General features: G+C 45.5%; 17 protein-coding genes and 1 pseudogene. 11 read left to right on the top strand and 7 right to left on the bottom strand.

Going from position 1 to position 14,839, the window contains the following annotated elements:
* Window position 1: 1 nt before the first annotated feature.
* Window positions 2-979, top strand: a complete 978-nt coding sequence (flgA, locus tag ACOGW3_RS08070; protein WP_419902498.1) for a flagellar basal body P-ring formation chaperone FlgA — start codon at window positions 2-4, stop codon at window positions 977-979.
* Between the two features lie 11 nt (window positions 980-990).
* Entirely contained in the window at window positions 991-1,743 is a 753-nt protein-coding gene (flgH, locus tag ACOGW3_RS08065; protein ID WP_419902497.1) for a flagellar basal body L-ring protein FlgH, read from the top strand.
* Window positions 1,744-1,868: 125 nt separating this feature from the next.
* Here the strand turns inward: flgH and dksA are convergent, their stop codons facing one another.
* Entirely contained in the window at window positions 1,869-2,285 is a 417-nt protein-coding gene (gene dksA, locus ACOGW3_RS08060; protein ID WP_419902496.1) for an RNA polymerase-binding protein DksA, read from the bottom strand.
* A 115-nt stretch (window positions 2,286-2,400) separates the two neighbouring features.
* Window positions 2,401-2,817: a flagellar assembly protein FliX gene (locus tag ACOGW3_RS08055; protein ID WP_419902495.1), complete on the bottom strand. Its 417-nt coding sequence runs from the start codon at window positions 2,815-2,817 to the stop codon at window positions 2,401-2,403.
* A gap of 270 nt (window positions 2,818-3,087) precedes the next feature.
* Here ACOGW3_RS08055 and ACOGW3_RS08050 point away from each other — a divergent pair, with 270 nt between their 5' ends.
* Entirely contained in the window at window positions 3,088-4,230 is a 1,143-nt protein-coding gene (locus ACOGW3_RS08050) for a flagellar basal body P-ring protein FlgI (RefSeq protein ID WP_419902494.1), read from the top strand.
* The gene (locus ACOGW3_RS08045) at window positions 4,230-4,553 is read left to right on the top strand and encodes a rod-binding protein (protein ID WP_419902493.1); all 324 of its coding nucleotides are present in this window, start codon (window positions 4,230-4,232) and stop codon (window positions 4,551-4,553) included. Before ACOGW3_RS08050 ends, ACOGW3_RS08045 begins: the two co-directional genes overlap by 1 nt.
* A 77-nt stretch (window positions 4,554-4,630) precedes the next feature.
* Here the strand turns inward: ACOGW3_RS08045 and ACOGW3_RS08040 are convergent, their stop codons facing one another.
* Window positions 4,631-4,819, bottom strand: coding sequence for a hypothetical protein (locus ACOGW3_RS08040; RefSeq protein ID WP_419902492.1), 189 nt, complete (start codon window positions 4,817-4,819; stop codon window positions 4,631-4,633).
* Between ACOGW3_RS08040 and ACOGW3_RS08035 the strand changes: the two genes are divergently transcribed.
* Window positions 4,806-6,038: an ISL3 family transposase gene (locus ACOGW3_RS08035; protein WP_419901077.1), complete on the top strand. Its 1,233-nt coding sequence runs from the start codon at window positions 4,806-4,808 to the stop codon at window positions 6,036-6,038. The two genes, ACOGW3_RS08040 and ACOGW3_RS08035, sit on opposite strands and share 14 nt — an antisense overlap.
* A 6-nt stretch (window positions 6,039-6,044) precedes the next feature.
* On the opposite strand, the gene ACOGW3_RS08030 is transcribed toward ACOGW3_RS08035, so the two are convergent.
* On the bottom strand, window positions 6,045-6,179 hold the full coding sequence (locus ACOGW3_RS08030; protein WP_419902491.1) for a hypothetical protein: 135 nt from the start codon (window positions 6,177-6,179) through the stop codon (window positions 6,045-6,047).
* On the opposite strand from ACOGW3_RS08030, the gene ACOGW3_RS08025 reads away from it, so the two are divergent.
* The 6 genes from ACOGW3_RS08025 to ACOGW3_RS08000 all read left to right on the top strand — a co-directional run bounded on the left by ACOGW3_RS08025 (window position 6,166) and on the right by ACOGW3_RS08000 (window position 13,515).
* Window positions 6,166-7,398 (top strand): ISL3 family transposase, encoded by a 1,233-nt coding sequence (locus ACOGW3_RS08025; protein ID WP_419901077.1) that lies wholly within the window; start codon window positions 6,166-6,168, stop codon window positions 7,396-7,398. The genes ACOGW3_RS08030 and ACOGW3_RS08025 overlap by 14 nt on opposite strands.
* Before the next feature lie 165 nt (window positions 7,399-7,563).
* Window positions 7,564-8,049: a helix-turn-helix domain-containing protein gene (locus tag ACOGW3_RS08020; protein WP_419902490.1), complete on the top strand. Its 486-nt coding sequence runs from the start codon at window positions 7,564-7,566 to the stop codon at window positions 8,047-8,049.
* A 35-nt stretch (window positions 8,050-8,084) separates the two neighbouring features.
* Complete coding sequence (gene flhA / locus ACOGW3_RS08015) at window positions 8,085-10,202, top strand: flagellar biosynthesis protein FlhA (RefSeq protein WP_419902489.1); 2,118 nt, start codon at window positions 8,085-8,087, stop codon at window positions 10,200-10,202.
* A 61-nt stretch (window positions 10,203-10,263) separates the two neighbouring features.
* Window positions 10,264-11,244 carry a GTP-binding protein gene (locus ACOGW3_RS08010; protein WP_419902488.1) on the top strand — a complete coding sequence of 327 codons (981 nt, stop codon included), beginning with the start codon at window positions 10,264-10,266 and terminating at the stop codon, window positions 11,242-11,244.
* On the top strand, window positions 11,244-12,038 hold the full coding sequence (locus tag ACOGW3_RS08005; RefSeq protein WP_419902487.1) for a MinD/ParA family protein: 795 nt from the start codon (window positions 11,244-11,246) through the stop codon (window positions 12,036-12,038). The genes ACOGW3_RS08010 and ACOGW3_RS08005 overlap by 1 nt, the downstream gene beginning before the upstream one ends.
* Before the next feature lie 163 nt (window positions 12,039-12,201).
* Window positions 12,202-13,515 (top strand): hypothetical protein, encoded by a 1,314-nt coding sequence (locus ACOGW3_RS08000; RefSeq protein ID WP_419902486.1) that lies wholly within the window; start codon window positions 12,202-12,204, stop codon window positions 13,513-13,515.
* Window positions 13,516-13,553: 38 nt separating this feature from the next.
* Here the strand turns inward: ACOGW3_RS08000 and ACOGW3_RS07995 are convergent, their stop codons facing one another.
* The 3 genes and pseudogenes from ACOGW3_RS07995 to ACOGW3_RS07985 all read right to left on the bottom strand — a co-directional run bounded on the left by ACOGW3_RS07995 (window position 13,554) and on the right by ACOGW3_RS07985 (window position 14,783).
* On the bottom strand, window positions 13,554-13,982 hold the full coding sequence (locus tag ACOGW3_RS07995; protein WP_419902485.1) for a hypothetical protein: 429 nt from the start codon (window positions 13,980-13,982) through the stop codon (window positions 13,554-13,556).
* A pseudogene (locus ACOGW3_RS07990) lies at window positions 13,979-14,686 on the bottom strand (hypothetical protein); the annotation flags it as partial. The pseudogene ACOGW3_RS07990 and the gene ACOGW3_RS07995, both read right to left, overlap by 4 nt.
* Complete coding sequence (locus ACOGW3_RS07985) at window positions 14,649-14,783, bottom strand: hypothetical protein (RefSeq protein WP_419902484.1); 135 nt, start codon at window positions 14,781-14,783, stop codon at window positions 14,649-14,651. The pseudogene ACOGW3_RS07990 and the gene ACOGW3_RS07985, both read right to left, overlap by 38 nt.
* Window positions 14,784-14,839: the final 56 nt, after the last annotated feature.

The raw sequence follows: 14,839 nt of genomic DNA, 5'->3' as shown, positions 1-14,839 counted from the left end.
AATGCATATATTAAAATCTCTTCTACTCGTTGCTAGCCTATCTATAATCGGGCAGGCCAGTCATGCCGAAACAGAGGTTGCGTCGATCCCATCTATCGTGAACTTAAACAAAGATATCGTTATCAAAGGCGACATTGTATATCTAAGCGATATCTTCAACGGCATAAACAACGAACAGCAAAAACCAATTGCACGTTCACCTGAACTGGGTAGAAATGTAGAGCTTTCGGCTAGATGGTTATGGGCTCTTGCGCGACAGTATGAAGTCAATTGGCAACCAAGTTCTCATTTGGACACAGCATTTGTTTCTCGCGCCAGTCAAATCATTAGTGCAACCGACTTGCGTAATTCAATTGAAAGCGCCCTACTCGAGCGCGGCCTTACCGATGGTAAGAAAATCGAATTTGATCGCAAAGATAGAGATCTAAAGATCCCTGCCGAAATTGATGCAACGATGCGTGTCGAAAACGTCAGTTATCGACCTGGCAGAAAACGTTTTACCGCTCAAATTGTCATACCGGCAACCGGCAAGCCTTATATGAATAAAGCAATATCCGGTAACCTGATTGCGATGGTTAACGTACCAGTACTCAATCGGCGCCTTTCTAAAGGTGATGTGATTTCCAATAGAGACATCCATTGGATTACTCTCGAAGAATCAAAACTGAACAAAAATGCAATCACTGACCTTGAAGAATTGATAGGCATGACCCCCAAACACTCTATCAAAGACAAGGCTATAATAAGAACAAGTGATTTGGACACCCCAAAAGCCGTAACCAAAAATGGTTTGGTAACCATGTTGCTACACAGCGGCACTCTTATTTTAAGAGCTCAAGGCAGAGCATTAGAAAATGGTGCAATGGGTGAAGTAATACGTCTTGTTAACACACAGTCAAACACCGTCGTCAATGGCACGGTAACCGGGGCGGGACTAGTCAAAGTTTCCCTCATTAGCAAAACCATTAATGGCAATTAAGGAGTTCGGGTATGTCACATATTTTGAAATCTTCAATAAGTAGGTTCACCATTGTCGGCCTCTTGGGTCTATCTCTAACCGCCTGTAATGCCATAACCCGCATCTCTGAAATTGGGGAAGCTCCGCAATTAAGTAAGATTGAAAGCCCGGCACCACCACAACCAATCGCCTTGCCGATGCCGGCTCCACAGATAGCCACACGAAAACCAAATTCACTATGGCGACCTGGCTCTCGTGCCTTTCTAAAGGATCAAAGAGCTGATGAAATAGGTGACCTACTCACAGTTGTCATCCAGATTGACGACAAAGCAGAAGTTTCAAACACAACGGAGAGAACACGCGCCAATGCAGAAGGTGCGGGCCTTACGAACTTTCTCGGTTACGAAACCGAACTTGGTGGAATTTTCAATGACAACCTAGATGTTGGCTCTCTTGTAGATGGAGAAAGCACCAGTGCTTCCAAGGGTGTTGGTACAGTAGATAGAGAAGAGACGATTAATTTACGGGTTGCCGCCTTAGTTACTCAAGTTATGCCGAACGGAAATCTGATAATATCTGGACGTCAGGAAGTTCGTGTGAACTTTGAAATGCGAGAGCTTCTTGTATCAGGCATGATCCGCCCGGAAGATATCACCTCGACCAACACAATCAGCTACGATCAAATTGCAGAGGCCCGAATTGCCTACGGTGGCCGAGGTCAACTGAGTGATGTTCAACAACCACGTTACGGCCAACAGCTCTACGACATCATCTTCCCATTCTAATTACACCGTTCCAATGGGGACAGAACAGATAAAGAAAAGGCCAGCTAGTATTTTTAGCTGGCCTTTTCTTTATTAAGATCTCAACAACAAACAGTATTCAGTCGATTGAAAGCCCCACCATCAGACTAATCGTCTCTGTGGACTTTTTCCATACGTTCGTGCTGTTCTTGCGCTTCCAACGTCATCGTTGCAATAGGACGCGCTTCAAGTCTTTTTATATTAATTGGATCTCCTGTGATTTCACAAAATCCGTATTCATTCTCATCAATACGGCGTAAAGCTTCATCAATTTTCCCAATTAACTTACGCTCTCTGTCACGGGTACGGAGCTCGAGAGCTCGCTCTGTTTCCGATGAAGCGCGATCTGCAAGATCGGGCTCTTGAAGCGTTTCGTTCTGAAGCGTCTGTAACGTTGCAGAAGATTCAACAAGTAGTTCTTCCCTCCAGGCCAGAAGCTTTTGTTTGAAAAACTCCTGCATGACTGGATTCATAAACTCCTCGCCTTCTTTTGGGCGATAGTCGAGCGGAAGAGGTATAGTCATGGTAACCCCCATAAATTGGCAATTTCGCGGTGCAGTATAGGCGATTTAAGTGCAACGACAAGTTTGTCCTGCAAAATTAATTCAATTAACGATTAATTATTTAAAAAACAACAGATTAGCGCCCAAGTTTTGCCAGCTCTACAGCGGCGCGGACCTCGACCTCATTTAAGACTTCAAGGAGTCGAGGATCCTGGATCTGCTCTTTTTTCCGGGCAACGAGCGATTCGATTTTCTCCAATCGCCAAACTGGGATTGATCCCATAAGAAGTCCTATTCGCAATTCTTCTAATTCATCAAGAATATCTTCAGCATCGCGTTTGGCTTTTTGTTTCCCCGTTAAGGCATCAGGTACTTCTTGGATAGATAACAGGCCTCCTAATCCTGTAGCAGAAGCGACCCCGGCAGTATCTGATGCTGCTTCACCAGCGCCAGCTTCCAAGGCATCACTAAAACTACCAGAGGCACCACTCGCTTTTCGTTTTGAGCGTGCACCCGATGTCGGTGTTACGGAAGAACCCGTTCTTATCTTCATATTGTGTCCATTTTATTTTCCGTTTTCGCAAAAGCGACAACTGTCTGAACAATGTGACTATCTCTCGGCAAGTTTTACCAAGTCAGCCCATACATTGTTACCCAGCTAGCAAACAGAAGCAAAACTATTTCGCTTAAAAATTGGCTGTTCTAGGCCATTCGTCAAGTCATATCTATATTGGCACGAAATTCGCATAACGTATACAGAACATTAGTAATGGCTTCGAAAAAAGTCTTTTCACATAAGCCGAACAGAACAGTGAGATGTATAATGCGCTTATTCAACAACCTAAACGCCTTGGCCCAAACAGTCGCTTTGATAAGCACGCTGTTTTTGGTTCATGTCGTTTTGGCTGGGGAAGCATCTGCTCAATCACGCATTAAAGACATTACAAACTTTGAAGGTATAAGAGAAAACCATCTCGTCGGTTACGGATTAGTTGTCGGCCTTAATGGTACAGGCGATGACATTGATGACGCGGTATTCACTCGAGAAAGTCTGATTGGTGTTCTTCAACGGCTTGGCGTAAATGCACGTGACGACAATCTAGATACAGAGAATGTTGCTGCCGTCATGATTACCGCTAATTTACCTGCGTTTGCGCGTCAAGGCACAAGAATTGACTTAAACGTATCTGCAATCGGCACAGCAGAAAGCCTTCAAGGCGGAACGCTACTCGTTACCCCTCTTATGGGAGCTGACGGAGAAGTCTACGCTGTTGGTCAAGGGGCAATCGCTATTAACGGTTTCAGTGCAGTAGGAAATGCAGAGACCATTACTCGCGGCGTCCCTACTGTTGGCAGAATTTCAAATGGAGCCATCGTCGAGAGAGAAATCGATTTCGATTTGAAAGAATTGCAAAGCATCAAGGTTGCCTTGAAAAACCCTGACCTCACAACCGCCCGTCGTGTTGCACAGGCCATTAACGCCCAACTTGGTGGCAACCCTGCAGTAAGTACAGACCCTTCAACCGTTCAAGTAGACGTGCCTGAACGGTACAATGGCAATACTGTTGCAATGCTGGCAGATATCGAATTGCTCCCCATAAACGTAGATACTCCAGCCAAGGTCGTCATTGATGAAAAATCCGGTGTCATTGTTATTGGTAACGATGTCCGGATCAGCACCGTGGCTATTGCCCAGGGCAATTTGACTATTCGTATTACCGAGACACCTCAAGTCAGCCAACCCAATGCTTTCTCAAATACAGGTAACACAGAAGTCGTAGATCGAACTGACATTCAGGTCGAAGACGACAGCGATCGTCGCCTCGCGGTTCTCCCAACAGGCGTAACACTTCAAGAAGTTGTAAGTGGTTTAAATGCACTTGGTGTTGGTCCTAGAGACATGATTGCAATTCTGCAGAGCATAAAGGCAGCTGGCGCGCTTCAAGCTGATATCGAGTTACTATAATGAATGTAGATTCAAGCACATATATGGACGGCGCCCTGGGCAATTCGCTTGCAGCTAAAGCGAGCTCTCTTGCAAGCGTTAATCCAAAAGATGAGAAATCCGCAATGGCAGCAGCGAAAGAATTCGAAGCTGTCTTCATTTCTCAAATGCTTTCCCCAATGTTTGAAAGCCTCCCGACCGATGGTCCTATGGGTGGTGGACAAGGTGAGAGAATGTTTCGCTCTCTCATGGTTCAAGAGTACGGCAAAACCCTCTCAGAATCAGGTGGCATTGGAATATCCAATGCCGTATATCGCGAAATTATCAAGCTGCAGGAGGTTTAAATGTCTACAGCATTAAAAACGAATTGCGTGATGTTATCCAACTGCTCAACGCAACCGTAAAAGAGAATGAGACAGCTCTACTTGCGGCGAAAACGAGTAATGAACGCCTCATGCAAGCTGTTGTTGAAGCTGTACAGCAACAAAAGAACAAAAATAGGGCTCTTCTCCGCTTTGTTGAGTAGAAAAAGATGCCGACCGCCAAGTAACCTGTTGATATGTATGGTTTCTGATAACTTTACATAGAGCAGGTATATGACAATCAACATCTCGCAGCATATTTTAGGCCTCAAAGGGCAACGTGTAAATGAAATTAAACTGGATGACGGCGGTGTTAAGATTGTCATTCACTGCAGCCGAGACGCGCGTAGGAGGGCTATAGACCCTGCTACAGGCCAGAAGGGAAGCATCAACCAGCATGTCCGCCGACAAGTAAACGACATCCCCCTTTTTGGGTATCCTTGTGTGGTCGAGATTGAGCTGGCGCAGGTTTATATTAACAAGGGCGAACGCCGCATTGAGGGGTGTGATTTTGTTGATAAAGGGTGCCGTTTCACTCACCGATTTTGCCGACTGATCAGTGGATTATGTCGGCATATGTCTATTCAAGCGGTTTCCAGACATTTGGATATACGATGGGAAACGGTCAAGAATATCGACAGGGCATACCTTATTGAAACTCTCCCTACGCTTGATCCTGCAGAGCTAACTGGCTTGGAATATATTGGTGTAGATGAAGTTGCCCGGGCGAAAGGTCATGACTACATGACGGTGGTCTACGATATGGTTGGCGGTCATCTGATCTGGGTTGAAGCAGGCCGAACTGCCGAGGTTTTTTCAAGGTTTTTGAAACAACTGCAACCAGATACAGCCTGCAAAATAAAGGCCGTAGCGATGGATATGGGGCCTGCCTACCAAAAGGCTGTCAGAGAGTCCTTGCCGTTGGCCGACATAGTATTTGACCGTTTCCACGTCATGAAAAACTACAGCAAAGCTATCCATAATCAGCGTCGACTTGAGTTCAGAAAGGCCGATCCAAGTGGTAAAGAGTTGATGAAAGGGACACATTATCTGTTGCTCAAAAATGCGGATAAGTTGAGTGAAAAACAAAGTGACAAGCTGCAAAGGTTGCTGGAGAGCAATAGCAACCTGAATGCACTTTACGTCTTGAAAGAACAGCTTCAGCTGCTGTGGAGTGCCGCTTCATTTGAGGCGATGGCGGAGCAACTGGAACGTTGGTGCCTGATAGCAGATCAGTCACAGATGCTCTATCTAAAAAAGTTCGCGAAATCCCTACGGAAACATTGTGTGGGCATCTGCAACTACGCCAAACACAAGCTCACAAGCGCCAGGATAGAGGCTGGTAATGTCAGTATAGGAATGATCCGTAAGCGAGCCAGAGGCATCAAGGATACCGAATACTTCAAACTCAAAATTAGACAATCATCCATTCCAGATAATCAATCTATGCTCTATTTGAAATCCTAAATCTACTCAACAAAGCGGAGAAGTGCCAAAGGGGCTCTTCTCCGCTTTGTTGAGTAGAAAAAGATGCCGACCGCCAAGTAACCTGTTGATATGTATGGTTTCTGATAACTTTACATAGAGCAGGTATATGACAATCAACATCTCGCAGCATATTTTAGGCCTCAAAGGGCAACGTGTAAATGAAATTAAACTGGATGACGGCGGTGTTAAGATTGTCATTCACTGCAGCCGAGACGCGCGTAGGAGGGCTATAGACCCTGCTACAGGCCAGAAGGGAAGCATCAACCAGCATGTCCGCCGACAAGTAAACGACATCCCCCTTTTTGGGTATCCTTGTGTGGTCGAGATTGAGCTGGCGCAGGTTTATATTAACAAGGGCGAACGCCGCATTGAGGGGTGTGATTTTGTTGATAAAGGGTGCCGTTTCACTCACCGATTTTGCCGACTGATCAGTGGATTATGTCGGCATATGTCTATTCAAGCGGTTTCCAGACATTTGGATATACGATGGGAAACGGTCAAGAATATCGACAGGGCATACCTTATTGAAACTCTCCCTACGCTTGATCCTGCAGAGCTAACTGGCTTGGAATATATTGGTGTAGATGAAGTTGCCCGGGCGAAAGGTCATGACTACATGACGGTGGTCTACGATATGGTTGGCGGTCATCTGATCTGGGTTGAAGCAGGCCGAACTGCCGAGGTTTTTTCAAGGTTTTTGAAACAACTGCAACCAGATACAGCCTGCAAAATAAAGGCCGTAGCGATGGATATGGGGCCTGCCTACCAAAAGGCTGTCAGAGAGTCCTTGCCGTTGGCCGACATAGTATTTGACCGTTTCCACGTCATGAAAAACTACAGCAAAGCTATCCATAATCAGCGTCGACTTGAGTTCAGAAAGGCCGATCCAAGTGGTAAAGAGTTGATGAAAGGGACGCATTATCTGTTGCTCAAAAATGCGGATAAGTTGAGTGAAAAACAAAGTGACAAGCTGCAAAGGTTGCTGGAGAGCAATAGCAACCTGAATGCACTTTACGTCTTGAAAGAACAGCTTCAGCTGCTGTGGAGTGCCGCTTCATTTGAGGCGATGGCGGAGCAACTGGAACGTTGGTGCCTGATAGCAGATCAGTCACAGATGCTCTATCTAAAAAAGTTCGCGAAATCCCTACGGAAACATTGTGTGGGCATCTGCAACTACGCCAAACACAAGCTCACAAGCGCCAGGATAGAGGCTGGTAATGTCAGTATAGGAATGATCCGTAAGCGAGCCAGAGGCATCAAGGATACCGAATACTTCAAACTCAAAATTAGACAATCATCCATTCCAGATAATCAATCTATGCTCTATTTGAAATCCTAAATCTACTCAACAAAGCGGAGAAGAGCCAAAAAAGGGAACTTTAGAGAAGATCTCTATTTTCGCCTGAATGTTGTCACCATCGACATCCCTTCCCTTCGAGACAGACCTCTCGACATTGAAATACTAGCAGACCATTTCCTTACGAAATATGCAGAATCTAATGCAATGGCGAAGCCAACCATTACACCGGAAGCCATGACACAATTACTGCAACACCATTGGCGCGGCAATGTGCGTGAATTGGAAAATACAATGCATCGAGCGGTTCTGCTATCCAGAGATAATGTCGTGGGGCCAGAAGCAATATTGTTAACAGGAGCAAGCTTTGCTCCGATACCAAAGCCTGCTCCTATTGCTCGGGGGTATCCTGTGCCGCAAACGCCACAACAACCGGCTCAACCGGCAGCTCAACCATTAACACCCGGAGCAGATGAACCTGATAAAGCTTTGGTGGGGAGAACTGTTGCGGATGTTGAAAAAGATCTCATCCTCAATACCCTTCAACATTGCCTCGGCAATAGAACTCACGCAGCAACTATTCTTGGAATCTCAATTAGAACACTACGCAATAAGTTAAAAATATATAGCGATGATGGAACAGAAGTCACAAGCCCTGGTGGCGGCACTGAAAATTTCAGCCCCTCCGTATAAAAGCAGTTTAATTATAACAAAACAGTAGTAAATTTATGTCTGACACCAGCCCGCAACAAGAAGGCAAAAACCTGGGATTACCCCCCTCTGTGGCTTCGGCCTTAGAGGCTCTTAAGCGTGGAGATATTGCACTAGCACTTGGTGTTATGGCTATTTTGGTTGTGCTGATCTTGCCGATGCCGAGTTGGTTACTCGATATCTCATTGGCTCTTTCCATAACATTATCCGTACTTATTCTTATGACGGCCCTCTTCATCCAAGGACCGTTGGAATTTGGATCTTTTCCGACCATTTTGCTGATTGCAACGATGCTTCGGTTGTCTCTCAACTTGGCTTCTACCCGACTTATACTGGCCAAAGGACATGAAGGATCAGGAGCAGCAGGACAGGTAATTGAATCTTTTGGTAACTTTGTCATGGGCGGCAACTTTGTCATTGGTATGATTGTCTTTGGTATCCTTGTCATTGTGAACTTCATCGTTATCACCAAAGGTGCCGGAAGGATTGCCGAAGTATCAGCTCGTTTCAGTTTGGATGCCATGCCAGGTAAGCAAATGGCGATTGATGCAGACCTATCCAGTGGTCTCATCGATGAAACAGATGCCCGCGAACGCCGTAAAAACCTAGAAGACGAAAGTAACTTTTTTGGCGCGATGGATGGTGCTTCCAAATTCGTCCGTGGGGATGCTATCGCAGGGCTTTTGATCACATTCATTAATGTCATTGGCGGTATTATCATTGGTGTCGCTCAAAGAGACATGCCCATTGGCGATGCTGCAACTTCTTATACCCTACTAACGGTTGGCGATGGGTTGGTATCTCAAATTCCCGCGATCATTGTTTCGACAGCAGCGGGTATTCTCGTATCTAAAACGACGACGACAGGATCTGCAGATAAAGCTATTTTTGCACAACTTGGTGGTTATCCTCGTGCTCTAGGCTTATCATCAGCCTTAATGATAGGGCTTGCTCTTGTTCCTGGAACCCCTGCTTTTCCTTTCTTACTTCTCGCAGGAACGACAGGTGGGCTTGCTTGGTTATCAAACAAAAAATCATTGGAACGATCCCAAATTGATGAACAAAAGCAAATTGAAGAGGCTCAACCAGCACCTGTAGCAGAAGAGCCAATCTCTTCTTCTCTGCAGATTGATAACCTTCGACTTGAACTGGGTTACGCCCTCTTACCCATGATCAATGGGCAAGGTGGGGAACGGCTTACAGATCAAATTAAAGGGTTACGACGCCAACTTGCTCAGGAACTAGGGTTTGTGTTGCCTTCCGTTCGCATACAAGACAACCTTCAACTTGGTGCCAATAGCTACATCATTCGGATCAAAGAAATCTCTGCAGGTGAAGGGGAACTTCGCCCCAATATGCTTTTGATCATGGATCCACGTGGCGATAAAATTCAGCTTTCCGGTGAAGAAACTATCGAACCTACCTTTGGTCTTCCCGCTATGTGGGTGGATGAAAGCCAAAGAGAAGAAGCCTTGTTCCGCGGTTATACGGTGGTCGATGCTTCTACTGTCATTACCACGCATATCACTGAAGTCGTGAAAGATAATATTTCAGAATTGCTATCCTATTCAGAAACTCAAAAACTTCTGGATGAACTATCTGAAGAGCACCAAAAGCTAATTGCAGATCTAATTCCTGCTCAAATTTCAGTCGGAGCACTCCAACGCGTATTACAAAATCTATTGGGTGAGAGAATATCTATTCGAGACCTGCCAACAATCCTCGAAGGCATTTCGGAAGCTTGTGCCTATACCCGCAACGCTACATTTATCACCGAACATGTTAGATCACGGTTAGCCAGACAGATTTCCAACAGCAATCAGAATGAACAAGGGTTCATTCCCATGATCACCCTTTCCCCTCAATGGGAACAGGCTTTTGCTCAAGCTCTTGTTGGAGAAGGTGAAGAAAAACAACTTTCAATGCCGCCCACACAACTCCAGGAGTTCATTACTGCTGTCAGACAGACTTTTGAACGCCATGCGATGATGGGGGAGGCACCGGTTTTATTAAGCAGCCCCGTAATAAGGCCTTATGTTCGCTCAATCGTCGAACGTTTCCGCCCGGCTACAGTTGTGATGTCTCAAAATGAAGTACACCCCAAAGCAAAAATTAAGACTCTGGGGGTTATTTAGAGTTAATGACGTGCTTATGTGATGAATATGAAGCAAAAAATCAGGCTAGGGAGCAGTTAAGATGCGCTTGAAGCATTACATTGCTAACAGCTTTCCAGAAGCAATGGATCAAGTCCGAGAGGATTTGGGTGAAGACGCTATCATTCTGGCCACTGATGAATTAGGCCCGGGTGATGGCGTACGTGTAACTGCCGGTCTGGATGACGAGCCCGCAACAGATTTCTCCATCACCGATCCAGGTGAAGACGTCGATATTGTCGATGAAATTACCGAAGTTTTGGATTTTCATCACCTCCCGCCTCAAATGATCGACACTCTTGTTGGACATGCGATTGGTATACCTGCTTCAGAATGGCATATCTCTCTCGCCGGTGCCCTCGACAACCATTTTCACTTTGCTCAAATACCCACGGGTCCAATGACAAGACCTCTGATGCTCATTGGGTCACCTGGTGATGGAAAGACATCTACCATTGCTAAGCTTTGCGCAAAGGCAAGGATTTCAGATATACCAACCACCGTTATCACCATTGATTCAGAAAAAACGGGTGGCGTTGAACAGATTTCTACTTTCTGTCATCGCTTACAAATTGATCTCGACATAGCTGAAACACCTGAAAAGCTCGGTGAATGCATTGATAAGATAGCGAAAAAAAGAATGATCCTTATCGACACGATGGGGGTAAATCCTTTTGACGAAGACGCCGTACATTATCTCGGCGATTTCGCCCAGGCATCGAATGCGGAATCCACACTAATCATCCCAGCTGGTGGAGATGTTTATGAAGCAGCAGATAAAGCGGCAGCATTCCTTGAAATTGGCCCTAAGTATATCATACCGACAAAACTGGATATGACGCGACGGTTTGGTGGACTTCTAACTGCAGCACATAGTGCCAACCTAACCTTCATGGCTGCGGGGACCTCTCCGCAAATTGCGGATGGGCTATCGCCCATAAATCCAGTCTCTCTGGCACGACTATTGCTACCGACAAGGTTAGAAGAACCCAAACAGCACACTCTTGCAACAGGTACACGCTGATGAACCAAGCCAAAAACAACGTTCAGGCTCTACACAACAAATTACGTTGTCATAATATGATAGCGATTGCTTCTGGCAAAGGCGGAGTAGGCAAAACCTGGCTGTCCATTACACTCTCCCACGCGCTATCAAGCTTGGGATGCCGAACCTTGTTATTCGATGGTGATTTAGGATTAGCTAACGTAGATATACAACTAGGCTTGGCACCGAACAAAGACATGGGGGGTGTTTTAATGGGCCGTTACCCGTTAAAAGATGCCGCCGTACGGTACCCTGATGGTGGCTTTGATGTTGTTGCCGGCAGATCTGGCTCTGGTAATCTTGCAAACTTACCAGCACAACGCTTAAACAATCTGACCACAGACCTTGCAGCTTTATCTGATTCGTATGACCGCATTATCTTAGATCTTGGTGCTGGGATTGATCGCACAGTCCGACAGCTCGCATCACAGGCACAAGTTTGCCTGGTGATTACCACAGATGAACCCACCTCACTGACCGATGCCTATGCCTTCATCAAACTAACTAAAATGCAACGGCCTGATGCAGATTTACGTGTCATAGTAAATATGGCTGAGACGGAACATGACGGTCATAAAACCTACAATACCATTAGAAAGGCCTGTGAATCTTTCCTGAAGATCACTCCACCCCTCGCTGGAATTATTGTTCGAGATAATAAAGTAAAGGAAGCAATTCGCAATCAAACGCCTCTGCTGGTAAGGTATCCCACCTCTTCAGCAGCCGAACGCGTTGAACAGATTGCGAGGAATTTGCTATCGAGAAATGAATAAAGTTCGGCTCCCCTTAGCCACGACCCCCTCTGGGCAAACAAGCACGACACAGACAGCACAAGTAAGTACACTCTCAAGTTATCCTTCCTCAGTATCTTCTCGGCCAGTCCAAGAGCAAATCCCGGGTACAATTCAAGGCCAAAATAAAACTGGCCAGTTAATCGTGCAAACCCTGCTGGGTAACATTGCTGTAAATACTAATATCAAATTGTCACCAGGCACTGAAATTCTCATTCAATTCAGAACTCACCGCCCTCCATTTGAAGTACTGCTCGTTCCCCAACACAATCAACAATCAAAGACCCAGGCTTCACATACAGCACACGACCCAAAAGACAAACTTAGCTTAGGACACAACATCCAGGGCATGTTCCTGAATAAATCCTCAGACCAAGGTAAAAGCCCTCTCCCAAATGACGTTTTGAAATTACCTGCTGGGAAAAGCTTCCAATTAAGAGTTGAAATCCTCCCTCTTTCTCTGCGGCCGGAAACGGCTTCAAAGCCCGTTCAGGGGCAAACGACTACGAGCCCGACCAATCCCACAACTCAATCCGTGGCACCTACCCGCAATGCCCCAGTAACTTCACCTGCGTTAAATGCAAACACCCTTAACGCAACCGTAATAGGATTGAGCAAGGGACAACCAATTGTGCAAACATCACTTGGAAATATACAGCTCTCTTTAAAGGCCCCTATTCCAATTGGCACTCAGATGACTTTGACCTTCTCACCTATGAACATGGATGATTCTGTTATCGCGACAGGAGATGGCCCCCTGCGCAATAGCAATAATCCTATGATGGCACTTCGCTCGACAGAAAACTATAACCTATCATTACAATCCGCACTCAGTACGTTAAGTCAGCAAGGGCAAGGGAATCCTCTCGTAAACCATATTCCTCATCAAGGCTCAGCCCTGACATCCGGTATACTTCTTTTTTTAAACGCTATTAAATCTGGATCAAACAAGCCCTGGGTAGGCCAAGACACTTTATCCATTTTAAGAGCAACAGGAAACTCTGAATTAGCGCAACAGCTTAGCAATGAGAATGCAATTTTCAATAGACCCGTCGAAACCAATCAAGGTGATTGGCGGATGACTCAATTACCGATCCTTCACGAGGGTTCCCTACAAAAAGCCAATCTGTTTGTAAGAGATAGAGAGGCTGGCTCACAGGGAGAAGGCAAGCTCGACCGTGAAGATGCCACCCGCTTCAAGCTAGAGGTTGAAATGAGCCGAGATGGCGATATGCAATTCGATGGTTTGGTTAAAAGGAACAGATTTGATCTCGTCATTCGTTCACGGGGAAACCTGCCTTCTCAAATGCAAAGTAAAATTTCAGATTTATTTTATGGTGCTAACGAAGCAACAGGCTTTTCCGGGCGCCTCTCATTTGAAGCATCTCTTGATTGGGAAAAGCTGTCTACTGTTGCTGACAAATTGATTGCAGGCACCCACAACAGTACTGTTGCTTGATCCGGTTTCAGTATTAAATTTTGCCTTAAATAGCGGTATTAGTTCTCGGAAGCTTTACGTCGACGATATTGCTGTATACCCATTTCATCATCAGCGGCTTGTTCTTTTTTCTTTATTACGTCTTGTTGGCGCCTGATATCATTGGCTTGAGCTTCTTCGTATTTTTTCAATGCCTGATATGTTTCATGTAACTCTTGTTGAGCAATTGCCTTTAAAGTCATGACCTCTTCGATTGAAGTTTCAAGACGCTTGCGACGTTCACGTGCTGCTTCAGCATATGCTGGATATGTTTGCGCGACGTCCGGATGTTGAGAAGCAAATGTCTGCTCTTTCAATACTTCTTGATCAAGTTTGACCAGGTCTTGCTCTAATTTTAACGATAAGGCCTCAAGATCTGACAACTTTTGCTGCGCTTCATCAAGCTTCCAACTATGTACGCGAACCAAACTATCAATTGGAGTTTTCATTGTTCAAGTCCTACATTATCTGGACCAACATTTTCTGTTTGGTTCTGAGAGTCATCCACTTCTGAAGTAAATTCCTCCCAGTTTATTCCAATAGCAGCAGCGAGTTGTTCGTACCCAAGAGCAAGTGTGCTTTGCTCATATTTTCCTTGAGCAAGAAAATCCTCCAGGGATCCATTGTGAGCAATCGCTTCGTCGATAAGCGGATCGGACCCTTCATTATAGGCACCAATTCGAATTAACTCCGCCATGTTGTCGTAAGTCGACAACAACTGCCTTCCTCGGGTAACAAGATTATTTTCATGATCATTATTACATCCTGGCATGGTCCGAGAGACACTTCTTAGTAAGTTAATGGCCGGAAATCGATTTCGTTCTGCTATCGCACGATCAAGAATAATATGCCCATCAAGAATTCCGCGTACAGCATCTGCAATCGGCTCATTATGATCGTCACCTTCTACCAATACGGTAAACAATCCGGTAATTGATCCCTGTTGTTTGACCCCAGGGCCTGCTCTCTCCAAGAGTTGAGGAAGCTCTGCAAACACGGATGGGGTGTACCCTTTACTGGCAGGGGGCTCACCTGCTGATAAACCAATTTCACGCATCGACATCGCAAAGCGGGTCACAGAATCCATCAAACAGAGAACATCACGGCCGTTGTCTCTAAAGTATTCTGATAAAGCCATCGTGGCTCTTCTCCGCTTTGTTGAGTAGAAAAAGATGCCGACCGCCAAGTAACCTGTTGATATGTATGGTTTCTGATAACTTTACATAGAGCAGGTATATGACAATCAACATCTCGCAGCATATTTTAGGCCTCAAAGGGCAACGTGTAAATGAAATTAAACTGGATG

It is taken from the genome of Kiloniella sp., from assembly GCF_965205715.1.
Classification (GTDB): Bacteria; Pseudomonadota; Alphaproteobacteria; order Kiloniellales; family Kiloniellaceae; genus Kiloniella.
The sequence above is the reverse complement of the archived record's forward strand: the minus strand, read 5'-3'. Positions and strand labels throughout refer to the sequence as shown.